This window comes from Paenibacillus glucanolyticus NBRC 15330 (assembly GCF_004000885.1).
Taxonomy (GTDB): Bacteria; Bacillota; Bacilli; order Paenibacillales; family Paenibacillaceae; genus Paenibacillus_AQ; species Paenibacillus_AQ glucanolyticus.
Map to the genome: position 1 here is coordinate 98,474 of NZ_BIMC01000012.1, position 25,113 is coordinate 123,586.

Genomic DNA, 25,113 nt, shown 5'->3' on the forward strand with positions numbered 1-25,113 from the left:
TCTCGTATTCATTTAAGATTGTTCTAGGTGCAACTAACTTTAAACTTCCGAAACCTCCAGCTTGGGAAAAGTAATCACAAACTCCGTTCCGGCGCCGACCTGGCTATCCACTGCGATCGAACCACCATGATTTCTAATAATGCTGTAACTCACGGATAGTCCAAGACCCGTTCCACTCTCCTTCGTTGTGAAGAACGGATTGAACAGATGATTTAAGGTGTTCTGATCCATGCCGCCCCCGTTATCGGAAATACAGATTTTGATATGCTTTCCGTTATCGCGGGCTGAAATATCGATCATGCCTGTAATGTTCTCGTCATGGTGTTCATTAATGGCATCCAGCGCATTCTTGATAATATTCAGAATTACCTGTTTGATCTGCTTCACATCCACGGAAATGTACGCAGGCGGGGTCTCATCGGTATGCAGATTGATCTGGCATCCCTTCATGAGTGCTTCGCTCTCTGTTAGAAGAACTACTTCCTTCAATAAGGAGGATACGGACACAATCTTGGTCTCTGGTGCCGAGGGCTTGGAGGAATTCAGAAATTCATATATAATATCATTCGCGCGATCAATCTCCGTTAGTATAATTCTGGCGTACTCGTCCTTCCCTAAACTTACAAGATGCGGACGAAGCAGTTGTATGAAGCCACGGATGGATGTCAGCGGATTGCGTATTTCATGGGCAATGGATGCTGAGATCTTTCCCAGCATGGCCAGCTTGTCATTCTGATAAGCGCTTTGCTCTATTCGCTTGAAGTCGGATACATCCTTTACACTGATCAGAAAATCGCCTTCCATCTGATCCCCATAGGTCATAGTGATCAACCACGATCTGCCATATTCGTCTACCAGTTCATGGAATCTTTTTCGATGAAACACCGTCTCCCGAAAAATGCGCAGTACTTTTCTCTTCTTGAATCTGGAGAGCTGGGGATGACGCACCAGCTGGGTCAATGTACAGCCAGTTAGCGATTTACGGGATACACCTAGCAGTTTAGCCATCTGTACATTCACAAATGCCAAGACTCCGTCACTATCAAAGAGGATGATCCCGCTGTCGAGATTCTCCAGTATGTTTTCATACTTGTTCCTTATAAGCTGGCTGGAATGAAAAGAACGAATAGCCTGCAGCTCAGATTCACGGATTTGACTCAACAAGATGGCTCCCCCTTTTCTTGAAAAGTTGAACTCACCAAACCGACAAAAAATTCATGCAAGAAAAATCAGCTTGTCCGTCTTTGAATCAGAAGCAGCCCGAATCTGCTTCCTTCCATGATAGTCATCGAGACAAAGAAACGTCAATCAGAAATCCTGTCGAAAAATGGAAAATTACTTGTAAATACCATAATCTCAGCTTATGCATTTACGTATATGTAAAGGATAGGACCCTCATTCCTAACAAATAACATAAATCATTAACCAATGGGTTTGAAATTGAAACATTAAAAAAGCCCCGGGTATTAACGAGGCTTAATTAATTCCTGAATTAAGGTTGCTTCTGGAGCCGGAGCCTGCGCTGACTCATTACAGCAAGCCGTCTTTTCAGTTCGCCCTGCCACTTCTCATCCTCCATCCATTTGGCAACCACCAAGAGATCTAACGACATATCAATCTGACTCTGAACAACCGTAAGGGGATCCTCCGACTCGCGGTTGACAACATTCTCAAATATCGCATCCTCATCTTCCATCACATAATCCTGAAAATCCACCTGGGATGCTCCGTCACCATGGGCGTATTCGGCTAATATTTCATACTCATTCTCCACCCGATGATGTACCTCTACGCGATGGCAGACCGGACAAAACAGCAGGGGAACATTATGTACTTGAGTGCGATAATGCTTCAGTGTACCCTTTGTACCCATCATACTAGCCCCACAGCAAAAACTCATATCGTTCACCCTCCTCCATGGATTCTCCACCGTTTCAAAATATTGTATTCGCTTTCACTCACGCTAATTCCTTCATGAAAAAAACCTTGATTAAAAATTTGGGCCATATTCCCTAACCGTAAGTCTGTCAGCCTATATCTTTAATTATATATCAACGCAAGCGCGGTTCTCTAAACAAGAGTCTTCCCCTAAATCATCCAATAAAATCAGTGAGAAAAAACCCCCACTACCTGCACATAATGTCAGATAATGAGGGTTGTCCTAACTTTAACGAAATGGAATTACAGGTTGTTGTCGCCTGGCTTCCAGTTCATAGCGCACAATCCGCCGGATTGAAGTGCCTGGAGAACACGAAGGGTTTCCTCAACACTGCGGCCTACGTCGTTATGGTTAACAACTTGATATTTCAATTCGCCTTCAGGATCGATGATGTAGAGGCCGCGAAGTGCAACGCCTTCTTCTTCGATCAGAACGCCGTAGTCTTTAGCTACGTTTTTGGTGATGTCGGAAGCCAGTGGGAAATTCAATGTTCCCAGACCATTAGCTTCTTTGGAAGTGTTGATCCAAGCTTTGTGGCTGTGGATAGAGTCAACACTCACACCCAGAATTTCAGTATCCAATGCTTTGAATTGATCGTAAGCATCGCTCAATGCCGTGATTTCAGTCGGGCATACAAAAGTGAAATCAAGCGGATAGAAGAAGAATACGAGCCATTTGCCGCGGTAGTCGGACAGGCTAACTTTTCCAAAATCTTTCCCGTCTCCTGATACGGTTTCCATTGTAAAATCAGGAGCCGCTTTACCAACCAAACGTTCTGCCATGATTGAATTCCTCCTTAACATATGTAAGAAAAATGATTACTTCCTACATTCTATGTTCCTATGAACATTTAATAGAAATGTTATCATCGAGGCTAATCAAAGTCAAGATTATAAAGGTTACTTTATTATAATTATTATAAATAAGAAGTTTTCTCGAACAGCTGCTTCCTGTATTAACGGATAGCTGCGGCGATCAGATCGCCCATCTCGGTCGTGCTGAGCGCCTTGCTCTTATCCACGGCGATGTCCGCTGTGCGATGTCCGGCATCAAGCACCTCGGCAACTGCACGCTCGATCGCGTCCGCGGCATCTTCATAACCGAAGGTAAGACGGTACATCAGAGCTACGGATAAAATGGTTGCGATTGGATTCGCCAAGCCTTGACCCGCAATGTCAGGTGCGGAACCGTGCACGGGCTCATACAATCCGAAGGCGCCTTCACCCATGGATGCTGATGCCAGCATGCCGATGGAACCTGTCAGCATAGCTGCTTCATCGCTCAGAATGTCACCGAACATATTCTCGGTTACAATAACATCGAAGCTGGACGGCCGGCGCAGGAGCTGCATCGCGCAGTTGTCCACAAGTACATGCTCCAACTCCACATCCGGATATTCAGGAGCGATGCGGTTTACCGTTTCGCGCCATAGACGGGAGGTTTCAAGAACGTTTGCTTTATCAACGGAAGCAAGCTTCTTCCGGCGCTTCTGAGCGATCTCAAAAGCTTGATGCACAATGCGCTCAATCTCTGCTGTGTTGTACACGCAAGTATCCACCGCTTCTTCGCCGCCAGCACCTTCGCGTCTGAACTTCTCACCGAAGTAAATACCTCCCGTCAGCTCGCGAACGACCATCAGGTCCGTGCCTTCCAGAACTTCAGGCTTCAATGTGGAAGCGTCTTTCAAGCAATCAAAAATGACGGCCGGACGCAGGTTGGAGAACAAGCCGAGCTCTTTACGAATGCCAAGCAAACCGGTTTCAGGACGAAGCTCCTTCGAATTGTTATCCCATTTCGGTCCGCCTACCGCACCAAGCAGCACCGCATCGGCGCTTTTGCACACGCTCAACGTTTCTTCTGGCAAAGGCGTTCCTTTCTCGTCAATGGCAATGCCGCCAAACAGCGCATGCTCTGCTGTAAAAGAATATCCAAACACCTCTTCGGTACGTTTAATAATTTTTTCCGCTTCCGCTACTACTTCAGGACCGATACCGTCTCCGGCAATTACGGCGATTTTCTTCGTTTCAGCCATCCTTCGTCACTCCTTATTTATAAATGCACTGGTCGTTTTAATCATCTAGTTACTGTTGTAACATACTTCCCCCTCGATTGACCAAGATATAGAAACTATGAACTTAATTCGTTTTGCCTATAAGTAGAGGGGGATGTGATCAGGGAGATGGTGGCGTGTGCGAATGAGCGTGGGGCTTCGAGGAGTTTAAGCGAGTGTTTCGGGGAGTTTATGCGAGAGCTTCGAAGGGGTTATGTGGAGGCTCCGAAGAGTTTATGCCAGAGCTTCGAAGTGTTTATGGGGGGCTCCGAGTACGTATCGTTCCTCCAATCGCTGTTGTCGCCGAATTTCTTGGATTATGTTTTAATGGTTAAAATTCGGCTCCAAAGGCGACCGCTTCGCTTTTCCGGAATCGATTCGTCCTCTCCGCTGCTTCGAAGCAGAGCGAAATAGCGTCCCAGCGGATGCGAATCCCCCTGATCACAAGGGTTAGAAGGGGGACAAAAAGCCGCCCTTGCAAAAGGCATCGGACGGCGGCTTGAAGGTAATCTCATGAAGTCATGAAGGGATACTTGGTTAATAATAGTTTGGCTTTTGGCTACTACTTCTTGCTTTATTACAGGTCGACTTCTTGGAACAACACGTCAAAGTCCGGCACCTTAATGGGATGCGCCTTCTGGAAATCGTCGAAGAGCTTTTCCTGGAGCTGCTGATAACTGTCCATGCCCTTCATGCTCTCGTCTGTCAGGATGCTCTGGAGGAATTTACTGATGTATAGCGAGGTTTCGTAGGCTTCGTATACCTCATCACTGTTCCAAAACTCTTCTGTAGTCATACCGGTAATGCGGATGCGGTTCTCCATCATATAACGGATCAACTGGTGGTTCTCATCATTCGGATCAGCTTCATCCAGCGCTGCTTTTTGAAAATGGACTGCCTCGCTGACTTCTTCGGGTGTTACCACAATACCTGACTGTTTGGCATAATTCACGGTTAACTGCTTGGTGACCATATCCTGTAGGAGTGCTTCGTCTGAAGGAATCTCTACCACTTGATTCAAGGCATAGATTAAATCCCTGTTTTTCTTGGCTAATACATAATCGCTCAGCGATATATTAACCTTTTCATCCTTTACGACCCAATCCGGATTTGGACCACTTCGGATTCTATCTTGAAGTTCCTTCACGGAATCAAAGGTTTCTCGAATCACCTGCTTGTTATTCTCCGACAATGATACGGACTGAAGACTTGGCAGATTATCAATCGATTCCTTGGACTCAGCGGAGCCAAACGTGTCAGATTGCGCTTGGTTACAAGCGCTAATCAGCAGCATGGAAATTAATGACACTAGTAAGAAAAGATTCTTCATAGGGATTCTTCGATTCATCCTATCCCTCCTCATAAACTCTGTCTTTATTAATATTAACGTTACTGAATGCCATTAGTTACAATTTTCCTCCAATACGCTACAATAGGGATGAATTTGTCTTATATCCTACACGACCAAGGAGTGATCAACAATGATGCAGTACACCACACTCGGTAAATCGGGTATGAAAGTAAGTCGTCTTTGTCTCGGAACTATGAACTTTGGTCCATCTACGGATGAAAAAGAAGCCTTCCGTATTATGGATGCAGCGCTCGATGCAGGCGTTAACTTCTTCGACACGGCTAATGTCTACGGTTGGGGCGAGAACTCCGGGCTGACCGAAACCATCATTGGACGCTGGTTCAACCAGGGCGGAGGCCGTCGTGAGAAAGTCGTTTTGGCTACCAAATTCTACGGTTCCATGAGTGATCCGCTGGATGGCCCCAACAATGAAGCCGGACTGTCCAGCTATAAACTTCGCCGTCATCTCGAAGCATCGCTAAAGCGTTTACAAACCGATCATATCGAGCTGTATCAAATGCATCATATTGATTTATCCGTTACATGGGACGAGCTGTGGGGAGCTTTTGAAGTTGCGGTTCAGCAAGGGAAGATCGGATATGTTGGATCCAGCAACTTTGCTGGCTGGCAGATTGCAGTTGCTCAAGCTGCTGCGCAGAATCGGCATTTCCTCGGCCTGGTCTCCGAGCAGCATAAATACAGCCTGACCTGCAGGCTGCCAGAACTCGAAGTGCTTCCTGCTTCGCAGAAGCTTGGACTCGGTGTGATTCCCTGGAGCCCGCTGGATGGCGGATTACTCGGACGCAATGCGCTCAAGAAAATGGAGGGCTCACGCAGTGGCGGAAATGCGGAGCGTGTGGAAAAATATCGCCCACAGCTGGAACAGTTCGCTGCTCTCTGCCAAGAGCTTGGGGAACCGCAGGATAATGTAGCCCTGGCCTGGGTGCTCAAGAATCCGGCTGTTACAGGACCAATTATCGGTCCACGCACCTTGGAGCAATTCGAAAGTTCTCTTCGTTCGCTTGAGGTTGAGCTCGATGAGTCGGTGATGAAGCGTCTCGATGAAATCTTCCCGGGTCCGGGAGGAGCCGCTCCACAAGCTTACGCCTGGTAAATACTTGCAGCGTCTCGACGGTTACTTCAAGCCTGATTAATTCGAGCGTCATCGTACGGATAACAGCAGGTAAGCTATATATATCGCAGTGACCAAAAAAGAGGGACCGCTTCAACAGGCGGCCCCTCTTTTTCATTGGATATCTCCACTGCTACCACTCGGGAAACAGAGTTACCCTTCGCATTAAGTATTTATAGTGTAGCCCGCTCGCGCCGGCTAAAGGTTTTGCGTTTCTCAATCAGAACGTTAACCGCATCCACGTAAGCTCTTGCGCTAGCTTCAAGAATGTCGGTACTCAAGCCGCGTCCCTGTGCAGCCACATCATTTTGTGACAGGACTACATGCACTTCGCCTTGAGCATCCTTCCCGTGGGTAACCGATTTAATGGAATAGTCCGCGAGTGTTACCTCTTCCCCGGTCACCTTGTCGATCGCATTATAGATTGCATCAACGGAACCGTTGCCCTCGGCTTCTTCCTCAATAGTCTGTTCTGCTGTTGCAATGCGAACCCTGGCCGTCGGCGTGGATTCATTGCCATAAGCAACAAAGATTGTTTCCAGCTTGAATACTTCCGGCGTATCAATCAGTTTCTCCTCCAGCAAAGCCAGCAGATCCTCATCGGATACTTCCTTCTTCTTATCAGCCAGCACCTTGAATTTAGCGAAGGCGTCATTCACCTGCTCTTCGCTTAACTCATAACCCAGATCCAGCAATTTCTCGCGGAAGGCATGACGACCGGAATGCTTGCCTAGTACGAGTTTGCTTTCTTTAAGGCCGATCGACTCTGGCGTCATGATCTCGTATGTCGTTTTTTCCTTCAGCATCCCGTCCTGATGAATGCCGGATTCATGAGCGAATGCATTTGCCCCTACAATAGCTTTGTTTCCTGGCACTACCATTCCCGTAAGCTTGCTCACAAGGCGGCTTGTGCGGGCAATCTCGGTCAGCACAAGTCCGGTCTTCGCTTCGAAAAATTCCTCGCGGGTCGCCAGCGCCATCGCAATCTCTTCGATTGCCGTATTTCCTGCGCGTTCGCCGATACCATTAATTGTTCCCTCAATCTGATCAGCCCCGTTCAGGATGGCAGCAAGCGTGTTTGCCGTAGCCATTCCCAGATCGTTATGACAGTGCGCACTCAGTTGAACCTTCTCGATATCCGGAACATTTTCCTTCAGGTATTTAAATATGGCTCCATACTCCGAAGGATTCAAATAACCTACCGTATCCGGAATATTCACAACGTTCGCGCCTTCCCGCACGGCCATGCCGACCACTTCCGCCATGAAATCCAGCTCTGTCCGGCCAGCATCCTCCAGGGAAAATTCCACTTTGGAGAAATACTTCTTGGCATAACGAATCGAAGCTTGTGCCGTTTCCAGCACCTGCTGCTTCTCCATCCGCAGCTTGAACTTGCGGTGAATCGGCGATGTAGCCAGGAACACGTGAATGCACGGATCCTGTGCTCCTTGCAGGGCTTCCCTAACCGCATCGATGTCGTTCTCTCTGGAGCGTGACAGTCCAATGACCGTAACGTCCTTGACCGCGCGTGCCACTGCATTCACAGCTGCAAGATCACCAGGTGACGCAGCCGGAAAACCTGCTTCCATGCGGTCGATTTTCAACTTTTCGAGTTGAAGGGCAATTTCCACCTTTTCCCGAGTGTTCAAGTTCACGCCAGGAGACTGCTCTCCATCCCTCAGCGTTGTATCAAAGACATAAATCTTTCGCATGTCGGCACCTCCTTGAAGTTTTATCGCATGACGTTAAACATCCGGCGGCAGGTTCATCCTATACCCTGCCGCCGGCTGCTTGATTTACAGGGTACGGGCAGCAGCACCATTGAACTGATGCTTGACTGCCCCATTCCTGAAGAATTCCTTATGAATTCTATATATTCTTATTTTTTGATCCAATGCATCATTTCACGAAGCTCGGCACCGACCACTTCAATCGGATGCTCGGATTCGTTGCGGCGAGTAGCTGTCAGGAATGCACGTCCGGATTGGTTCTCAAGGATAAAGTCGCGTGCGAATTTACCTTGTTGAATATCGGACAGCACTTCTTTCATCGCCTTCTTCGTATCTTCAGTTACAACGCGCGGTCCTGTTACATAGTCGCCATATTCAGCCGTGTTGCTGATGGAGTCGCGCATGCTTGCAAGGCCGCCTTCATAGATCATATCTACAATAAGCTTCAATTCATGCAGACACTCAAAGTATGCCATCTCCGGCGCATATCCAGCTTCCGTCAATGTTTCGAAACCGGCTTTGACCAATGCGGATACACCGCCGCATAATACCGCTTGCTCACCGAACAAATCGGTTTCGGTTTCTTCGCGGAAGGAAGTCTCGATAACGCCTGCACGAGTACAGCCAATGCCTTTTGCGTAAGCAAGGCCGATCGCCTTAGCTTGTCCAGTCGCATCTTTCTCGATTGCGATCAATCCAGGTACGCCAAAGCCTTCAACATACGTACGGCGAACCATGTGGCCCGGGGATTTAGGTGCAACCAGAAGGACATCGTTGTCTTTAGGAGCTACGATTTGACCGAAGTGAACGTTAAATCCGTGGGAGAACATCAAGGCAGCGCCTTTTTTCAGGTTTGGCTCGATATCGTTTTTGTACACGGATGCTTGCGTTTCGTCCGGCATCAGGATTTGTACCACGTCAGCACGGCTAACAGCCTCTGCTACAGGAAGCACTTCAAAGCCATCGTTTTTCGCTTTATCAAAAGATTTACCTTCGCGAAGACCGATCACGACCTGCAATCCGCTGTCACGCAGGTTTTGTGCCTGGGCATGACCTTGGCTGCCATAACCGATAACCGCGATTGTTTTGTCTTTCAACACGCTGAGTTCTGCATCTTGTTCATAATAAGTAGTAATTGCCATTTGTATAAGTCCTCCTTTGATTTTAAAGACCCTTCATGATGAGCGGGTATCTCAATAGACCGACTTTATTCCCAATCACCGATCCGCTGAGACACCCGCTCATGCGATGCGGGCGTCTATCGCTTTATATTAGCTGTAAACTTTGTAATCTCGGGTAATTGATCATCGTATAGAATCATTACGCGTTACCGCGAATCATCGCAGTAACCCCGGTACGGGAAAGCTCCTGAATGCCGTACGGCTTAAGCAGCTCGATCATGGCATCGATTTTGACTGTGTCGCCTACGACCTGAACCATCATGTTTGCTGTGCCGATATCCACAACCGATGCACGGAAGGTCTCAACAACGCCCATAATCTCCGGTCTGGCTGAAGGCTCTGCCTTCACCTTAATCAGGGCAAGCTCTCTGGCCACCATCGGTTTCGAGCTCAGGTTGATAACTTTGATGACATCGATCAGCTTGTAAAGCTGCTTCTCAACCTGCTCCAATGTCGTTTCATCACCGGTGGTTACGATAACCATCCGGGATAATCCGGCTTCCTCCGACTGGCCCACCGTAATGCTCTCGATGTTAAAACCTCTGCGTCCGAATAATCCCGATACACGCTGCAGAACACCCGGCTGGTCGTTCACTAGTACGGCAATGGTATGTTTTGTACTCATCTTACGCATCCCCCATCAGCATTTGATCGATTGTCGACCCTTGCGTCACCATCGGATACACGTTCTCGCCTTTCTCAACAACGAATTCGACGAGGACTGGTCCCGGTGTTTCCAGCGCTTCAGCCCATGCACGCTGTGCTTCTTCTTTCGTAGTGGCACGAAGTCCCTTGACTCCATAGGCTTCTGCCAGCTTAACGAAATCAGGGCTTCCTGCCAGGTCGATGTGGCTGTACCGGTTATCGTAGATCAGTTCTTGCCATTGGCGAACCATGCCGAGCACCTGGTTGTTGATAACAACGATTTTTACCGGAATGTTGTTGATGGCACAGATGGCAAGCTCCTGCGAACACATCTGCATGCCGCCATCCCCGTTGATCGAAATAACCAGCCGATCCGGATGTGCCATTTGAGCGCCGATCGCTGACGGGAATCCGAAGCCCATCGTTCCAAGTCCACCGGAGGTGATCCATGAACGAGGCTGGTTGAACTTGTAATACTGAGCAGCCCACATTTGATGCTGACCAACATCCGTCGTTACAATCGCTTCACCCTTCGTTGTATCATTCAGCATTTCAATAACCCACTGCGGCTTCAGCACCGTCTCGGAATCAACATAACGGAATGGATACTCGGCTTTCCATTTGCTGATCTGATCTCTCCAAGCGTCTGCCTTCGCCGCATAAGGAACGATCGGATTCAGCATTTCAAGCACGGTCTTCACGTCCCCGACAATCGGAATATCCGTTGGCACATTCTTGCCGATCTCAGCCGGGTCAATGTCGATATGGACGATCTTCGCATGCGGAGCGAAACCGTCAAGCTTTCCTGTAACCCTGTCGTCAAACCTTGCCCCGATGTTGATCAGCAGGTCCGATTGCTGAATGCCATGGTTCGATGTGTAGGTACCGTGCATACCCGGCATTCCCGTCCACAGGTCATGACCGCTTGGGAAGGCGCCCAAGCCGAGAAGCGTGGTTGTGATCGGAATACCGGATTTATTCACGAATTCGTAAAGTCCTTCATGAGCACCCGAGTAGATCACGCCGCCGCCTGCAAGAATCATCGGACGTTCCGCTTCCTCGATCGCCCGGGCCAATTTATCCAGTTGAAGTTTGTTTGGCACGGTCCGAGGATTGTATCCTCTCAGCTGAATTCGATCATCCGGCTGGAACAGCGTGGTTGCTGCCGATACATCCTTAGGCACATCGATCAATACCGGACCTTTGCGTCCTGTTGAAGCAATGTGGAAGGCTTCGTGAATCACCCGCGGCAGGTCTTTCACATCTCTTACCAAATAGCTGTGTTTCGTAATCGGCATCGTGATGCCCGTAATGTCCGCTTCCTGGAAAGCATCTGTACCAATCAGGGTTGTTGCTACGTTTCCGGTAATGACAACAAGCGGAACGGAGTCCATGTAGGCTGTTGCAATACCGGTCACAAGGTTTGTGGCCCCCGGTCCCGAAGTCGCTATACATACACCGACCTTGCCGCTTGCGCGGGCATAGCCGTCAGCCGCATGAATTGCGCCTTGTTCGTGACGGGTCAAGACATGGTTGAAATCCTCAAAACCATACATTGCATCGTAGATATACAGGACCGCTCCACCCGGATATCCGAAGACGCACTCGACACCTTCGAGCAGAAGACTCCGAAGCAAGATTTCCGATCCGGTAATCACTTCAGGCTTCAACCATTTCTCTCGTAATTGTTCTGTAGACCGCACTTCTGGAGTTTGCGCGCTCATCAGTCATCCTCCTCTCAAATATTGGCACTCATTCATTCAATCATCCAAGCAACAAAAAAACCTTCCGTCGCCACACCCGGAGTATCTCCGTGTGAGGGACGAAAGGTTTAGCTTCCGTGGTACCACCCATGTTTGCCCTACACTTCGCAGTGTAAAGCCTCAGCAGGTATGAAGAACATGAAACACAGATCTTCAATATCTGCAGTCCGTAACGTGGACTAAGACGATTTTCCCTAATAAACGCTGTTACGACTTAATGCGATAAAGTCATAGCGTAACATCTTTCAGGAAAACAGCTCCGAGGTGAGCTCGTATAAAAGGGGTTTTGGTGGTGGTTTCAGCTGATCCATCCACTCTCTGAACAAAAGAGCCCTTTAAACTTCGTCCTCATCATTGCCGATTGGATATATTCGTTAAAATGTTTAGAAACATTATATGATTCATTCATTCCAGAAGTCAACACATTTATTTTACTTCCGATGAAAGGTTTTCATTCGCAATTCGAGTTAATCCTTCGCTTTTCTGATGTAAAACACCCTATTAAACCCTGCTACATATGATAAATGGAGCTAACTGAATAGCGGTGAAGGGAGGGAATAACACGATGATCCGCTATCGAAAACCTGGGCAGGATGATCCCATGATTCAACAGCTGATTGAGTCCCAACTCGTCCCGCTTTCCCATATGACAAAAAAAGAGTTGGATACCATCCGCAAGGATATTCCCTCTCGATTGCGACGCGGCGTGACTCTCGTTGCCTCAAATTCAGATCACGAAAAAGTCATTGCCTTTATCCATTTTATGATGCACGGCGAACTGCTCTATATCGACATGCTGGCCGTAGCACCCACCGCACAGCGAAAACGGTGGGGTATCCGATTGATGGAACATGCCGAACGTTTCGCTGTATCCCGCGGATGCAAACGCGCCAAGGTCATGGTAGACATCGGCAACCAAACTGGTCTTAACTTTTACCGCAAACTCGGTTATACGGTTACCAGAATCATTGAACCAAGCCAATGCTATGAACTGGAGAAGATCTGGTATGCTTAATTACCAGAAAAAGCCCCCGCCAAAGCCAGGTCCGAAACCTGGGCCGTAGCCGCCATAACCAGGTCCAAATCCTCCGTATCCTCCAGGGTATCCTCCCGGATAGCCGCCAAAACCGCCGCCGAATGCGTATGGAGCCGTACCAATGGCAAGAAGATCAAACAATGCGAGCGGAACAATCGCCTTGGTCTTTACTTTTTTGCCCTTTGTTGCAGGTACCACAAAAAGGCGGCTGCCGGAGACACGTACCAGCTTGCCTGTCACCACAGTCCCGTCTTTCTTATACGCTACGATCTCTTTGCCCACATATGATTTCACTTTTGCCTTACTGACAGGCTTGTGCATAAGATCCCTCCTCAGGTAATATACATTTCAATCTATTCAGGAAGGATATCCTTTGCTTGTTTAATGGCCCTTATCGGGCAAAAGATAGGCATAATTCTGCAAAAAGCATGGCTTCGGCTGCATTATATATCCGGGGGATGCAACAAGACCTCAAAAACGAAAAAACCGCCGTAATATTACGGCGGTTTTTTCATACACGTATAATTAAGCGTTCACTTTTTCTTTAGCTACAGTAGCCAAGGAATTGAACGCGTTCAGATCATTAACAGCCAGATCAGCCAGCATTTTACGGTTAATGTCAACGCCAGCAAGTTTCAGACCATGCATCAATTTGCTGTAAGACAGACCATTTTGACGAGCAGCCGCGTTGATACGAACGATCCACAATTTGCGGAAATTACGCTTCGTATTGCGACGATCCCGGTATGCATAAACGAGGGATTTCATTACCTGCTCGTTAGCCGTTTTAAAAATGCGGTGTTTGGAACCGAAATAACCTTTCGCAAGCTTCAATACTTTTTTATGTCGACGACGAACGACAAATCCGCCTTTAACTCGTGCCATATCAAAAGACCTCCCAATAATTGTTGTTTACTATTTCAAGTTAGCCAGACCTTGCTTCAAACGTTTAACATCTCCAGGCGCCATTACAGGGCTGTTGGACAATACGCGCTTCGCACGCTTGGATTTGTGGGAAAGCAAGTGGTTTTTGTAAGCTTTATAACGTTTTACTTTACCAGTACCTGTAATTTTGAAGCGGCCTTTCAGGCTGCTATGTGTTTTCATTTTGGGCATTGTAGTACTTCCTCCTCTAATTTCTCTTAGGCTTTTGGTGCCAAAATCATAATCATGCTGCGGCCTTCCAGTTTTGGTTGACGCTCAATGACGCAGAGATCTGCTACTTCCACCTTCACGCGCTCCAAAATTTTCTGCCCGATGTTGGCATGGGTGATTTCACGACCACGGAAACGCACGGAGCATTTCACTTTGTCGCCTTCTTTCAAAAACTTAACGACATTGCGGAGCTTGGTTTGATAATCATGCTCCTCAATGTTGGCTCGGAACCATACTTCTTTAATATCCACAATTTTCTGGTTCTTACGTGCTTCCTTCTCTTTCTTCTGCTGCTCATAGCGGAATTTACCGTAGTCCATGATGCGGCATACCGGCGGTTTCGCCTGAGGGGCCACGTTCACCAGATCCAGATTGAGATCAATTGCCATTTGCAGTGCTTCACGAATCGGCTTGATCCCGATTTGCTCACCTTCGGCACCAACCAAACGTACTTCCTTGGCCCGAATCTCGTCATTGATCATATGTTCCTTACTGATAGTCCTCCACCTCCAAATTACTTGTTGTTCCTGTTTGCAAAAAAAATAAAGGGATGACGGGTTAATCACCGACATCCCTATTTGATACTCATCTCACAAATGAAGTTGAATCCATTCATTGATTTCGTGATCAAACCAGCCAACGTATGTCAGTCAGGTGAGAAGCGGCGCTTCTGCTTGCAATCAGATATTCTGTTTAACAGACTAGGATAGTATAACAGGTCCCACCAGCCTGTGTCAACACAGATATAACATAAACTTTATTACCCTTGTTTGCTCTGCACTTCTTCAAGGCGCACAACCCGGGTATGCTCCGTATGACTCCACTGCTTGTTGTTCTGCGTGAAGAACGCATACACCGTGATAGGATACCACGACAGCAGGTAAATCGGGAACAGCACCAGATACAAGTAAACCTTCTTGTATTTGACCTTCTCAAGCAGCATCGCAATCATGAACGTGAACACGTTAGCCGCAATCGCGGTAAAGCTTAGCCACAGCGGCAGATATCCATACAGATTTGCGATATTCGGACCATCGAAGAACGAGTTGTCAATCCAAATGACGGCCGTCAACAAGAAAGTCAGCAGCACGATGTAGACGTTAACTCCGTACAGAGCCAAGTCCAGCTTCACGAGGCTGCGTTCTTTAATGGCACGCCACAGCAGCGGGAAAAAATAACGGCGGGCAACCGTAAAGTGACCCTGCATCCAGCGCAGACGCTGTCTGGCAGAAGCCTTGAACGTAAGCGGCTTTTCGTCAAATACCTTGGCATCATAGTTGAATTTCGGGTACACGCCGCGCATAACGCTGCGCATGGTGAACTCCAAATCCTCAACCAGACTGGTTGCGCCCCAACCCATCTCCTTCAAGAGATTCGTCTCGAAGCACATTCCTGTACCGCCAAGGAAGTTGGCCATGTTCAGATTGCTGCGGGAAAGCTGCCACAGACGGTTGATGTACCAATAGGACACCCCGTAAGAGGCGGTGATCCAAGAATCCTCAGGGTTCTTGGTATCGATGTATCCCTGGATAACTCTCGCTCCAGAGCTAAGATCATTATTCATTTCGATCAGGAAATTCGGATCTGCCAGATTATCTGCATCAAACATGACGACCGCATCATACTGGCGCGGCATTGCCCAGAGCTCTTTGAGCATCCATTCGATGGCATAGCCTTTGCCTCGCAGATTCTGGTTCGTACGCACGCATGCGTTCATCCCGTGGGCACGGACGATCTCAGCAGTACGGTCTGTACAGTTGTCACATATGACAAATACATCGTACAGATCTTTTGGATAGTTAAGCTGTTTCAGGTTCTCCATCAGAGCTCCGACAACCTGTTCTTCGTTGTGTGCAGCAACTAACACTGCAAATGATTTATTCGGTTCAAAATGCTGCTTCTTTTTTCTCTTGATCAGACCAAACAAAGAGAATACGAACTGGTACACACCCACCGCGGCCAAAAATAGTTGGAGCGCGATAAAGATGGCGTCTGTCATGATTCTCCGTTACCCCCTTTTTATAACCCGAGAATGTTTTGTTATTTTTTCTCTCTAAGTTTTTTGCTTTTTTTTGTTGTTGCATGACCCTGTGACCTGTGTCTGTTTCTTCATAGTAGCCTCGGTGCCGCGGGGCAACTTCGCACGTCATACACGATTTTCCACACTTTTGAATCTTTTGTCAAAACCGTGGAATGCTCTAATTTACGGAAAAACTTCGTAAAAGAGCGCAGCTTGCGATCCAGTTTGCCAGCAAGCTTCGTTTCAAACGGCTTTAGTTCTTATTTTCATCTGTTTTCTTACTTTTTATTTCTTTGGCTGCCCATTTTTTATTTTTTAATCTTGTCCGCCAATAAATAAACGTAACAGACACCCAAAAAGTTTTAGTTTTTCAACACTCTTTCTCTAAATAAACTTTTTGACGCCCGTTTGAATCATTGTAGCGGCAACTTATACTCAAGTCAAAAGTCCACGGACCCTGATTTTCTACAAAATGCGCGCTGGCGACTAACTCCTTTAGTAACAAGGCTCCGGCAAGAACCTCGCCGAGAAAAGCTTGCTCTCCCGGGACCAAAGTCCCGTGAGCACAGGCTGGAAGTGGTTGATTTCTATTCCCAAAGTCGATATGTTAAAGTTAAAGAATAACGCTGCAGAACGGGTGAAAAGTAGTGGCTAAAAAAAGAGTCTTGCTGTTATCGGAAGGGTTCGGTGCAGGCCATACGCAGGCTGCTCACGCACTTTCCAGCAGCCTGCGCCAATTGTCGCCTAGCGTACAGACCAAGGTTCTTGAGCTTGGAAGCTTCTTGAACCCGAAAATCGCTCCACTGATCATTTCGGCCTACAGGAAGACGATCACAACTCGCCCGAGATTGGTCGGGTATATGTATCGTCATCAAAAATCCTTCAATCGGTTCACCGCATTGGCGCTTCACCGAATGTTCTATACAAGCACCAAGAACGTGGTCAGACAACTCAGACCCGATATCATCGTGTGCACCCATTTCATTCCAAGTGCTGTGATCTCGCGTTTGAAACGGCTCGGCACCGATGTGCCTCTGTGTACCGTTATAACCGATTATGATGCTCATGATACATGGATTAGCCCTGAAGTCGACCGCTATTTCGTATCCACGCCGGAGGTTAAGCGAAAGCTGCTCAACCGCGGGGTGTCTCAAGCTAAAATTCAGGTTACCGGCATTCCCATTCATCCTGACTTCTGGACTCATCCGGGCAAAGAGGAGATCAGGGAACGATTTCAGTTGTCCGATATGCCGACCGTGCTTGTCATGGGCGGAGGCTGGGGAATCATGAATGACGAGGTTGTCCATGAATTCTTGACAAGATGGCGGGGCGAAGTCCAGATCATATTTTGTCTTGGCAATAACGATAAGGGACGCGAAGAAATGGAGAGCAATCCGCGGTTCCAGCATCCCAACATCCGGATATTGGGCTTTACACGCGAGATTGACAAGCTGATGGAGGTATCGGATCTGCTCGTCACGAAGCCCGGGGGCATGACATGCACCGAAGGCCTGGCGAAGGGAATCCCGATGCTGTTTCACCAGCCTCTTCCAGGACAGGAAGAGGAGAACTGCCAATACTTTACAGCCCAGGGCTTGGGAGAACCCATCACTTCGCTGGAGGTTATTGGTAAATGGATGAATAAACTGCTCCAGCATTATGATCTGATCCAATTGCAGCGAGCGAAAAACTTGCGAAATATCGAGCGCTTCCATCCGATGCAAAGCGCGCGCAGCATCATCGATATGCTCGAAAATGAAAAGGTGTACTCCTAAAATAAAATGTACCCCATAAGACAGACACTTTGGAAAAGGTCATCTTATAGGGTACATTTTAAAAGCGGAGCACACCTTTTTTATGCGTTTTTTCGGTGAATATGTCACCGATTGATAGATTTTCTTCTATTATAATAGTTGTAAACGTTATCATAGACGAAATTATCGTGCATACACACTATTTTCCGTATTTTTCAAGACGGTTCTTGCGATAGGCATCAAGCGCTTCCTTGCCCACAATGGCCTCGCAGCGATGAATCTGCATGCCTTGACCAACGAATTTAGTCTCGTATTCTGTCATTACATGCTCTTCGTTCAATCCTTCACGATGCAGATCAAGTGAAATGTTGGTCATTTGCAGCCCATAATCAGCAAAGGAATTCAGCGAGAATTCAAACAGTGTCACCGAATCGGTCTTGAAATGTATCTCCCCGCGATCGTTCAGTATCTGGGAGTATTTGTCCAGAAAACGCGGATGCGTCAAACGACGGCGTGCATGTTTTGATTTTGGCCACGGATCGCTGAAGTTCAAATACAACCGTTCAATTTCGCCAGGCTCAAAAACCTGTTCGACACTCTCGATGTTAAACAACGCCAGTTTCAAATTCGGCGGAGTATCCACACCTTCCTGGGCCCACACGTTGCGCCCCTTCTCACTGGCGCGGCGAATCAACTCATCGTACATGTCCACCCCGATAAAATTCACTTGCTGGTGCTTATAACTCATCTGGCTGATAAATTGACCCTTGCCCATGCCGAATTCGACATGAATCGGAAGATCATTGCCAAATAATGAAGCCCATTTCCCTCTATATTGACCGGGGTCCAAAACGACCAGGTCTTCCTGCTGCTCCAGATTTTCCCGTATACCTTTTCTTCCGCGTAAACGCATGTCATACCTCCGAAACTTGTCCAAGTAAGATTTAGAATTATATCCCGATACTGCATTATTGTGACGAAGTTAACCCCAAATGTAAAGAGTCCCATAGAAAAAGGAACCTATTCTCTGCTTAACGCAAAGGTTTTAGGTTCCTTTTTCTTATATTTGGAATTGGGGTTCCGCGATGGTTAAACTGTGAATAGTCTACCTTTCATCTGCCTTAAAATCAAATGTCTTCTCAAAGGCGGCCCGAATCTTGCGACGTGCTGAAGCCTTCACATCTTGGTTGGAGTTAAACTCTACTCCTGTAAGGGCTAAAGCTTCATTCGGGGTAAGCTCCACAGCGATTTTGTCACTACGATCATGCTTTACTGTTGATGAATTCATTCGTAATCACCTCACGGTATTATTGTATCCATGACGTCACACAAATATGAATCCTATCCGATATATACCCATGCCAAAATTGCTTGAATCATATATTTATTTTTCTACTTTAAATATACCAATTATATGTAGTCCGTTCAAGTAACAACGTCTTAATTAGGCAGGAAGACCTGCATATGACGTAAAGCCGGATTTTTTGTTACAATAGACGTATCTGTTTGATAAACAAATGCCAAATAACGGCATGCTTAGAAGCTTCAAGATGCACATCTCAATTCAACCTATACAGCTACAAAGGGAGAACACATGAATACGCCACTTATACCCGCTCCAGAGCTATGGGGCGAGAAACGATTTCATACCTGGAATTACGAAATGCACAACCAATTCCAGAACAAGGTGTTCAAAGTCATGCTGGACGCCGGGTTTACTTGTCCGAACCGTGACGGCACGATAGCCAAGGGCGGATGCACCTTCTGCAGCGCACGCGGCTCCGGTGATTTTGCAGGACGCAGGCGGGATGATCTCGTTACCCAGTTCAATACCATCCGGGACAGACAGCACCTGAAGTGGCCAAACGCCAAATATATCGGGTATTTCCAAGCCTATACCAATACCTACGCTCCTGTTGAAGAACTTCGGGAATACTACGAAGTAATACTGCAGCAGCCAGGTGTTGTCGGCCTGTCGATCGCTACGCGCCCCGACTGTCTGCCTGACGATGTCGTGGAATACTTGGCGGAGCTGAATGAACGAACCTATCTGTGGGTGGAAATGGGTCTGCAGACGATCCACGATTCAACCTCTGAGCTCATCAATCGTGCCCATGACACGGAATGTTACCTGGAGGCCGTCGAGAAGCTGCGCAAGCATAACATTCGTGTCTGCACCCACATCATATACGGTCTCCCGCAAGAAGACCATGAAATGATGCTGGAAACGTGCAGAGCCGTAGCCAAGATGGATGTGCAGGGCATTAAGATCCACCTGCTGCACCTGATGCGGAAGACGCCTATGGTGAAGCAGTATGAAGCCGGACTGCTGCGCTTCCTGGAGCAAGACGAATACATCAAGCTGATCGTGGACAGTCTGGAGCTGCTGCCCCCGGAAATGATTGTCCATCGCCTCACCGGAGACGCTCCCCGGGATCTGTTGATCGGACCGATGTGGAGTTTGAAAAAATGGGAGGTCCTCAATGGCATTGATGCCGAACTCAAACGCCGGAATACATGGCAGGGCAAATTGTGGAGGGAATCCTGATGGGCTTCCTCTCGGTGTTGAGTTTTGCCCACAAACTGGTGGCTGAGAGGCTCCGGCAAGGAGACATCGCGCTGGATGCCACAGCAGGCACCGGGGCCGATACGCTCTATCTAGCCAAATGCATAGGCTCAAGAGGCAAGGTGTATGCTTTTGATATTCAGGAGCAGGCGCTGCAGCTAACCCGCGAAAGGCTCGCCAAGGAACCGCCGGATTCGCTTCCCGCAATCTCCCTTCATCAGCAGAGCCATGCGCTCATGAAGAGCTGCGTTTCGGATCGCGATCACGGCCAAGTTGGCGCGGTTATGTTCAATCTCGGCTACCTACCGGCTGATTCGTCGGATAAACGGATCATGACGGAAACCGCCAGCACGCTAACGGCTCTGGAAGCCGCAATCGAGCTTCTCCGGCCGGGAGGCATTATCACGGTCGTGCTCTATCCGGGCCACAAAGGCGGCGACGCCGAAGCAGCCGCTGTGCAGGCATGGGCGGAGCGGCTTCCGCAGCACGCGGTGCAAACGATATTATATCGAGGCCTTCAGCGTGCAGATGCACCATATCTCATTGCACTGGAACGCAAGAAGCCCTTATGATATAAGTTCTTAAAGCAACCCAAAGTTAAAGCAGCCATAGAATTTCAAACATGACGAAAGGTAGTTGATGTACAATGACACAACCATATCCACTGTTATTTCAACCTGAATTCAAAGAACGCGTATGGGGAGGCCGCGCCCTCGAGCAATTCGGCCTGGATATTCCGGAAGGACATATCGGAGAAGGCTGGATGATCGCTGACCATCCGAACGGCACTACCAGCATTGTCAACGGCGAGCTGGCTGGCCGCGGCCTGGATCAGGTTCGGGAGCAATTCGGCCGGGAATGGTTCGGAAGCAAAGGATTCTCCGAAGTTAACGGACGTTTTCCATTGCTGATCAAGCTGCTTGACTGTAATGACAACCTCTCGGTTCAGGTCCACCCGACCGATGACTACGAAGGACTCCCGAAAGGCGAATTGGGCAAGACTGAAATGTGGTATGTGCTGGATGCGAAGCCTGACGCCAAGATCATTTACGGTCTGAAAGATCAGGTTAGCCGTGAAACCCTGAAGGAAGCCATGGAAAATGGGACCGTTATGGAGCAGCTTCGGGAAGTATCCGTAAAAGCCGGAGATACGTTCTACATACCTGCTGGTACGGTTCATGCACTTTGTGCCGGCGTTGTTGTGGCAGAGATCCAGCAGAACTCCGATACCACGTACCGGATTTTCGATTATAATCGCCCGGGCCTTGACGGCAAGCCGCGTGAGCTGCACATCGAGGATTCCCTGAATGTCACTGCTTACGAAGGGTCAGGCGCTACTACCATGAGCACGGATGGCACGGCACCTGGAGAATGGCTGGAGCTTGCCAAGTCTCCGTATTTTGTAGTGGAAAAAGGTGTTGTCAACGGAGCTTGGGCACAGTCCACTTCCCCGGAGAGCTTCACCATCATCGTAGTATGCGACGGTCAAGGAACGCTAAGCTGGGATAATGGCTCCATCGGCTATACATCGGGACAATGCTTCTTGCTGCCCGCTAATCTGGGCGCCTATACACTGGATGGGCAGTCGACGGTTCTTCGTTCTTATCTTCCTTAATAAGCTTATGTAACATGCTGTAATCCATTCGTTTTTGTGGAGGTGTAAAGCCCAAAAATGCAGACCGACACGTTTACGATACTGAATACGCAGGGCATGTATGTTTTTGTATATCAATGGCTTCCTGACCCGGATACTCCCACCCGTGCAGTCGTGCAAATTGCTCACGGCATGTGCGAAACCGGCAAACGGTACGAGGAGCTTGCTGAATTGCTTACAGGACATGGTTATGCCGTGTACTGCAATGATCATCGAGGTCATGGACAAACGGCCGGGCTTGAGTTTCTCGGCGATGCCGGGGAGAACGGGTTTGAAGGAATGATCGAGGATCAATTGCTTCTTGCTTCCGAGCTGCGCAAGCGGCATTCCGCTGTTCCTCATTACTTGATGGGACACAGCATGGGGTCCTTTTTGACACAGAAAATCATGTGTTCGAACGGGGAAGCATTCGATGGCTTCATCCTTTCCGGCTCAAACGGTCCCCAGGGAATGCTTCTGTTTGGCCTCAAGCTGGCCGCACTGCAGATGCGCTTCCAGGGTAACACACACCGAAGCGTGATGCTGAACGCCCTCGTGTTCGGCCCATACAACAGAGGCTTCGGCACCATCCGAACGCCGTTTGATTGGTTGTCCCGGGATGAAGCGGAAGTCGATAAATATGTGAACGATCCCTACTGTGGTCAGGTGTGCAGTGCACAGTTCTTCCGTGATTTCTTCAAGCTGCTGTCCGAAATCCATAAGCCGGAATTGATGGAATGCCTGCTCAAGGATAAACCGATTTATATCTTCTCGGGTGAGGAAGATCCCGTCGGACAACGTGGCAAAGGCGTGCGGCGGTTGATTGAACTGTACCAGAAGTATGGCATTGAAGATCTGGAGTACCGTTTGTATCCTGGCGGCCGTCATGAGATGCTGCACGAGATCAATCGAGATGAAGTAGCAGCCCATGTCCTCGATTGGCTGGAGCGGCATACAACTGGATCAGGTGATACGACCCGGAAGCCGGAACAGATCATGTAAACATGCTTATTAATGTCTCAATCATAGAAAAGGATGCCTCAGGGTTGTAAACCTGGGCATCCTTTTTCTGTTTATCATTAATTGTCAGCGTTGAACAAACAAGCCGCTTATTCTTCGTCGCTCGGTGTGCGGTCAATGATCAATTGTGTGACCTCGGTATAATCCCCGCGCTCCACTTCGTCTTCTGCTGCCTCTATACGCAAATCATCGTTGGTTTCCATCCCGGGCGCAATCGTCGGTTCATCATGCGAATGCGGCGCTCGCTCCTTCTGATTCCCGTTCACCAAACATCGCCTCCTCATATAGGTTGATGCGATTAGAATACCGATACCCGGGAAGTTTTATTCCGAGCGGGAGCTGCCCTTGTTACACAGGCACCGTGTAGTACTGCGGTTGCCCGGTTTCATTCTGCTGGTACAATACCAGCAGCATCGTTGCCGCCTCACCTTCGCCGCCGCTCGCCGGCAGGCCGGTTCCTCCCTGAATGACATCATTCAGGTCAAAAGGCAGCATCTCGATCATCGCATGTTTCTGCAGATCGCGCTCGGTGATTCCCAGATCGGCGAAATCGCCGGACAGTGCCGCAGGCTTCTCAACAATATGACGAACATGGGCGGTCCACTGGGCTTTATCCTGTGTATGATCCCACCAAATTTTACGCGGCTTGTACTTATGGCCCAGGAAATAATCAAATTTCATAAGACCCAGAATGACCTCCATATGTCGCGTTTTTCGATGCTGAAGAAATGCGGTCAAGCGCGTAAACAGATCCTCCAGCTGATGGCCGATTTTCTGCCAGCCCTGTCCTTCCCAATAGTCGCCGAACTCCTGGAAGAAATCAAACGGGGATGTAAATTCATGCTTCATCAGATAATTCACGGTATGGTCCATTCGGTGCGCGTTCCAATACTTCTCAAGCACGTCCTCCAGCCTCTTCAATCGAACGATATCCGAGAATGGAAGCACGTCACTGCCTAAAATCTCATATGGAGCATGATCCATATACGTGTAATTATACTTCTCCGCATCAATCCGCAGTCCGGTTCCCCGAAGCATCTTCAGAAAGCCTAACTGCAGCTCCTCCGGTCCGAGGGCAAATACATCATTGAACGTTTTGCGGAAGGTATCGTAGTCCTCTTCAGGAAGCCCTGCAATCAAATCCAAATGCTGGTCGATCTTGCGGCTGTCCTTGATCATGGTCACCGTGCGGGACAGCTTGGTAAAATTCTGGCGCCTTTTCACCAGCTCATTCGTTGGATCGTTGGTAGACTGTACCCCGATCTCAAATCGAAAAATGCCGGGAGGGGCATTTTTCGCCAAGTAATCCAGAACCTCGGGACGCATGATATCCGCCGTTATCTCAAACTGGAATACGCAGCCGCCATGATTCTCAATCAAAAACTCGAACATGTCAAGCGCATAATCCCGCTTAATGTTAAATGTCCGGTCCACAAATTTGATCAGCTTCGCACCGTTCTCAATCAGATAGAGAATATCCTTCTTGGTCCGTTCGATGTCGTAGTAGCGAACACCCACCTCAATGCTCGACAAGCAGAACTGACAGCTGAAAGGGCACCCCCGGCTGGTCTCAAAATATACGACCCGCTTCCCGAGATGCGGTATATCCTCCGGAAAACGATGCGGCGAAGGCAGCTCTGCCAGAATGCTTTTGGGTCTTCCCGGATTCACGATCACTTCGCCCTGTTTACGGTAGGCCACGCCATACACAAAATGAAATTTCCGGTCGCCTTCTATCGTTTGCAGCAGATGGTGGAACGTTTCCTCGCCTTCCCCCATCACGATAAAGTCGACATTATGCAGCCGTTTCATCCAGTAGTCCGTATCGTAGGAAACCTCGGGTCCGCCCAGTATGATCGTGACTTCCGGCATAATCTTCTTCACGATGTCGATCACTTTAATCGTCTCTTCGATATTCCATATGTAACACGAGAATCCGATCACATCCGGCTTGCGCTGGAACAGGTCGGAGACAATATTCATCACCGGGTCCTTGATCGTATACTCCGTTAATTCAATATCGAAATCCTTCTCGCTATATGCCTTCAGGCAGCGAATCGCCAAAGAGGTATGGATGTACTTGGCATTCAGGGTTGTTAGTATGACTTTCATGGTAGTGTCCACTTTCCTTCTAAATA

Annotated in this window: 25 protein-coding genes; 7 read left to right on the forward strand and 18 right to left on the reverse strand. The window is 48.4% G+C overall.

Annotation, left to right across the window (positions count from 1 at the left end):
• Positions 1-39 precede the first annotated feature (39 nt).
• The 5 genes from PGL02S_RS17730 to PGL02S_RS17750 form a co-directional block, all read right to left on the reverse strand.
• Entirely contained in the window at positions 40-1,164 is a 1,125-nt protein-coding gene (locus tag PGL02S_RS17730) for an ATP-binding protein (protein ID WP_036639707.1), read from the reverse strand.
• Positions 1,165-1,492: 328 nt separating this feature from the next.
• Entirely contained in the window at positions 1,493-1,900 is a 408-nt protein-coding gene (locus PGL02S_RS17735) for a hypothetical protein (RefSeq protein ID WP_006212243.1), read from the reverse strand.
• Positions 1,901-2,181: 281 nt separating this feature from the next.
• Complete coding sequence (locus tag PGL02S_RS17740) at positions 2,182-2,721, reverse strand: peroxiredoxin (RefSeq protein WP_006212244.1); 540 nt, start codon at positions 2,719-2,721, stop codon at positions 2,182-2,184.
• Positions 2,722-2,894: 173 nt separating this feature from the next.
• The gene (leuB, locus tag PGL02S_RS17745) at positions 2,895-3,971 is read right to left on the reverse strand and encodes a 3-isopropylmalate dehydrogenase (RefSeq protein WP_036639709.1); all 1,077 of its coding nucleotides are present in this window, start codon (positions 3,969-3,971) and stop codon (positions 2,895-2,897) included.
• A gap of 595 nt (positions 3,972-4,566) precedes the next feature.
• Positions 4,567-5,298 carry a hypothetical protein gene (locus PGL02S_RS17750; RefSeq protein WP_255308647.1) on the reverse strand — a complete coding sequence of 244 codons (732 nt, stop codon included), beginning with the start codon at positions 5,296-5,298 and terminating at the stop codon, positions 4,567-4,569.
• A 175-nt stretch (positions 5,299-5,473) separates the two neighbouring features.
• Between PGL02S_RS17750 and PGL02S_RS17755 the strand changes: the two genes are divergently transcribed.
• On the forward strand, positions 5,474-6,454 hold the full coding sequence (locus tag PGL02S_RS17755; protein ID WP_036639819.1) for an aldo/keto reductase: 981 nt from the start codon (positions 5,474-5,476) through the stop codon (positions 6,452-6,454).
• Between the two features lie 191 nt (positions 6,455-6,645).
• On the opposite strand, the gene PGL02S_RS17760 is transcribed toward PGL02S_RS17755, so the two are convergent.
• From PGL02S_RS17760 to ilvB, 4 genes are all read right to left on the reverse strand, one after another.
• On the reverse strand, positions 6,646-8,184 hold the full coding sequence (locus PGL02S_RS17760; RefSeq protein WP_036639713.1) for a 2-isopropylmalate synthase: 1,539 nt from the start codon (positions 8,182-8,184) through the stop codon (positions 6,646-6,648).
• 167 nt (positions 8,185-8,351) lie between these two features.
• The gene (ilvC, locus tag PGL02S_RS17765) at positions 8,352-9,344 is read right to left on the reverse strand and encodes a ketol-acid reductoisomerase (RefSeq protein ID WP_036639716.1); all 993 of its coding nucleotides are present in this window, start codon (positions 9,342-9,344) and stop codon (positions 8,352-8,354) included.
• 178 nt (positions 9,345-9,522) lie between these two features.
• Complete coding sequence (ilvN, locus tag PGL02S_RS17770; RefSeq protein WP_006212251.1) at positions 9,523-10,008, reverse strand: acetolactate synthase small subunit; 486 nt, start codon at positions 10,006-10,008, stop codon at positions 9,523-9,525.
• 1 nt (position 10,009) lies between these two features.
• The gene (gene ilvB, locus PGL02S_RS17775; protein ID WP_036639718.1) at positions 10,010-11,752 is read right to left on the reverse strand and encodes a biosynthetic-type acetolactate synthase large subunit; all 1,743 of its coding nucleotides are present in this window, start codon (positions 11,750-11,752) and stop codon (positions 10,010-10,012) included.
• 604 nt (positions 11,753-12,356) lie between these two features.
• On the opposite strand from ilvB, the gene PGL02S_RS17780 reads away from it, so the two are divergent.
• Positions 12,357-12,806 carry a GNAT family N-acetyltransferase gene (locus PGL02S_RS17780; protein ID WP_006212253.1) on the forward strand — a complete coding sequence of 150 codons (450 nt, stop codon included), beginning with the start codon at positions 12,357-12,359 and terminating at the stop codon, positions 12,804-12,806.
• On the opposite strand, the gene PGL02S_RS17785 is transcribed toward PGL02S_RS17780, so the two are convergent.
• The 5 genes from PGL02S_RS17785 to PGL02S_RS17805 all read right to left on the reverse strand — a co-directional run bounded on the left by PGL02S_RS17785 (position 12,807) and on the right by PGL02S_RS17805 (position 15,981).
• Positions 12,807-13,148, reverse strand: a complete 342-nt coding sequence (locus tag PGL02S_RS17785; protein WP_036639720.1) for a hypothetical protein — start codon at positions 13,146-13,148, stop codon at positions 12,807-12,809.
• Between the two features lie 204 nt (positions 13,149-13,352).
• A complete protein-coding gene (gene rplT / locus PGL02S_RS17790; RefSeq protein ID WP_006212255.1) occupies positions 13,353-13,712 on the reverse strand; it encodes a 50S ribosomal protein L20 in 360 nt (119 codons plus the stop codon).
• A 30-nt stretch (positions 13,713-13,742) separates the two neighbouring features.
• Positions 13,743-13,943: a 50S ribosomal protein L35 gene (gene rpmI, locus PGL02S_RS17795; RefSeq protein ID WP_007127239.1), complete on the reverse strand. Its 201-nt coding sequence runs from the start codon at positions 13,941-13,943 to the stop codon at positions 13,743-13,745.
• 26 nt (positions 13,944-13,969) lie between these two features.
• Positions 13,970-14,464, reverse strand: coding sequence for a translation initiation factor IF-3 (infC, locus tag PGL02S_RS17800; protein ID WP_006212258.1), 495 nt, complete (start codon positions 14,462-14,464; stop codon positions 13,970-13,972).
• A 278-nt stretch (positions 14,465-14,742) separates the two neighbouring features.
• Positions 14,743-15,981, reverse strand: a complete 1,239-nt coding sequence (locus tag PGL02S_RS17805; protein WP_006212259.1) for a glycosyltransferase family 2 protein — start codon at positions 15,979-15,981, stop codon at positions 14,743-14,745.
• Between the two features lie 668 nt (positions 15,982-16,649).
• Here PGL02S_RS17805 and PGL02S_RS17810 point away from each other — a divergent pair.
• Positions 16,650-17,777, forward strand: a complete 1,128-nt coding sequence (locus PGL02S_RS17810; RefSeq protein ID WP_036639723.1) for a UDP-N-acetylglucosamine--LPS N-acetylglucosamine transferase — start codon at positions 16,650-16,652, stop codon at positions 17,775-17,777.
• 178 nt (positions 17,778-17,955) lie between these two features.
• Here the strand turns inward: PGL02S_RS17810 and trmB are convergent, their stop codons facing one another.
• Positions 17,956-18,669, reverse strand: coding sequence for a tRNA (guanosine(46)-N7)-methyltransferase TrmB (trmB, locus tag PGL02S_RS17815; RefSeq protein ID WP_006212261.1), 714 nt, complete (start codon positions 18,667-18,669; stop codon positions 17,956-17,958).
• A gap of 192 nt (positions 18,670-18,861) precedes the next feature.
• Positions 18,862-19,044, reverse strand: a complete 183-nt coding sequence (locus tag PGL02S_RS17820) for a hypothetical protein (protein WP_006212263.1) — start codon at positions 19,042-19,044, stop codon at positions 18,862-18,864.
• A 306-nt stretch (positions 19,045-19,350) separates the two neighbouring features.
• Here PGL02S_RS17820 and PGL02S_RS17825 point away from each other — a divergent pair, with 306 nt between their 5' ends.
• The 4 genes from PGL02S_RS17825 (at position 19,351) to PGL02S_RS17840 (ending at position 22,957) form a co-directional block, all read left to right on the forward strand.
• Positions 19,351-20,304, forward strand: coding sequence for a TIGR01212 family radical SAM protein (locus PGL02S_RS17825; RefSeq protein WP_036639725.1), 954 nt, complete (start codon positions 19,351-19,353; stop codon positions 20,302-20,304).
• Entirely contained in the window at positions 20,304-20,894 is a 591-nt protein-coding gene (locus PGL02S_RS17830; protein WP_036639727.1) for a class I SAM-dependent methyltransferase, read from the forward strand. Before PGL02S_RS17825 ends, PGL02S_RS17830 begins: the two co-directional genes overlap by 1 nt.
• A 74-nt stretch (positions 20,895-20,968) precedes the next feature.
• Positions 20,969-21,937: a type I phosphomannose isomerase catalytic subunit gene (locus PGL02S_RS17835; protein ID WP_006212265.1), complete on the forward strand. Its 969-nt coding sequence runs from the start codon at positions 20,969-20,971 to the stop codon at positions 21,935-21,937.
• A gap of 57 nt (positions 21,938-21,994) precedes the next feature.
• A complete protein-coding gene (locus tag PGL02S_RS17840; protein WP_036639730.1) occupies positions 21,995-22,957 on the forward strand; it encodes an alpha/beta fold hydrolase in 963 nt (320 codons plus the stop codon).
• A gap of 107 nt (positions 22,958-23,064) precedes the next feature.
• Here the strand turns inward: PGL02S_RS17840 and PGL02S_RS17845 are convergent, their stop codons facing one another.
• Positions 23,065-23,241: a hypothetical protein gene (locus PGL02S_RS17845; RefSeq protein ID WP_006212269.1), complete on the reverse strand. Its 177-nt coding sequence runs from the start codon at positions 23,239-23,241 to the stop codon at positions 23,065-23,067.
• Positions 23,242-23,323: 82 nt separating this feature from the next.
• Positions 23,324-25,087: a B12-binding domain-containing radical SAM protein gene (locus PGL02S_RS17850; RefSeq protein ID WP_006212270.1), complete on the reverse strand. Its 1,764-nt coding sequence runs from the start codon at positions 25,085-25,087 to the stop codon at positions 23,324-23,326.
• Between the last annotated feature and the right edge of the window lie 26 nt (positions 25,088-25,113).

What these genes read in the sequence shown, in the direction of transcription:
- PGL02S_RS17735 (WP_006212243.1), bottom strand. Translation starts at nt 1,900, where the DNA reads ATGAGTTTTTGCTGTGGGGCTAGTATGATGGGTACAAAGGGTACACTG.
- PGL02S_RS17740 (WP_006212244.1), bottom strand. Translation starts at nt 2,721, where the DNA reads ATGGCAGAACGTTTGGTTGGTAAAGCGGCTCCTGATTTTACAATGGAA.
- leuB (WP_036639709.1), bottom strand. Translation starts at nt 3,971, where the DNA reads ATGGCTGAAACGAAGAAAATCGCCGTAATTGCCGGAGACGGTATCGGT.
- PGL02S_RS17755 (WP_036639819.1), top strand. Translation starts at nt 5,474, where the DNA reads ATGCAGTACACCACACTCGGTAAATCGGGTATGAAAGTAAGTCGTCTT.
- PGL02S_RS17760 (WP_036639713.1), bottom strand. Translation starts at nt 8,184, where the DNA reads ATGCGAAAGATTTATGTCTTTGATACAACGCTGAGGGATGGAGAGCAG.
- ilvC (WP_036639716.1), bottom strand. Translation starts at nt 9,344, where the DNA reads ATGGCAATTACTACTTATTATGAACAAGATGCAGAACTCAGCGTGTTG.
- ilvN (WP_006212251.1), bottom strand. Translation starts at nt 10,008, where the DNA reads ATGAGTACAAAACATACCATTGCCGTACTAGTGAACGACCAGCCGGGT.
- ilvB (WP_036639718.1), bottom strand. Translation starts at nt 11,752, where the DNA reads ATGAGCGCGCAAACTCCAGAAGTGCGGTCTACAGAACAATTACGAGAG.
- PGL02S_RS17780 (WP_006212253.1), top strand. Translation starts at nt 12,357, where the DNA reads ATGATCCGCTATCGAAAACCTGGGCAGGATGATCCCATGATTCAACAG.
- PGL02S_RS17785 (WP_036639720.1), bottom strand. Translation starts at nt 13,148, where the DNA reads ATGCACAAGCCTGTCAGTAAGGCAAAAGTGAAATCATATGTGGGCAAA.
- rplT (WP_006212255.1), bottom strand. Translation starts at nt 13,712, where the DNA reads ATGGCACGAGTTAAAGGCGGATTTGTCGTTCGTCGTCGACATAAAAAA.
- rpmI (WP_007127239.1), bottom strand. Translation starts at nt 13,943, where the DNA reads ATGCCCAAAATGAAAACACATAGCAGCCTGAAAGGCCGCTTCAAAATT.
- infC (WP_006212258.1), bottom strand. Translation starts at nt 14,464, where the DNA reads ATGATCAATGACGAGATTCGGGCCAAGGAAGTACGTTTGGTTGGTGCC.
- PGL02S_RS17805 (WP_006212259.1), bottom strand. Translation starts at nt 15,981, where the DNA reads ATGACAGACGCCATCTTTATCGCGCTCCAACTATTTTTGGCCGCGGTG.
- trmB (WP_006212261.1), bottom strand. Translation starts at nt 18,669, where the DNA reads ATGCGTTTACGCGGAAGAAAAGGTATACGGGAAAATCTGGAGCAGCAG.
- PGL02S_RS17820 (WP_006212263.1), bottom strand. Translation starts at nt 19,044, where the DNA reads ATGAATTCATCAACAGTAAAGCATGATCGTAGTGACAAAATCGCTGTG.
- PGL02S_RS17825 (WP_036639725.1), top strand. Translation starts at nt 19,351, where the DNA reads ATGAATACGCCACTTATACCCGCTCCAGAGCTATGGGGCGAGAAACGA.
- PGL02S_RS17830 (WP_036639727.1), top strand. Translation starts at nt 20,304, where the DNA reads ATGGGCTTCCTCTCGGTGTTGAGTTTTGCCCACAAACTGGTGGCTGAG.
- PGL02S_RS17835 (WP_006212265.1), top strand. Translation starts at nt 20,969, where the DNA reads ATGACACAACCATATCCACTGTTATTTCAACCTGAATTCAAAGAACGC.
- PGL02S_RS17840 (WP_036639730.1), top strand. Translation starts at nt 21,995, where the DNA reads ATGCAGACCGACACGTTTACGATACTGAATACGCAGGGCATGTATGTT.
- PGL02S_RS17850 (WP_006212270.1), bottom strand. Translation starts at nt 25,087, where the DNA reads ATGAAAGTCATACTAACAACCCTGAATGCCAAGTACATCCATACCTCT.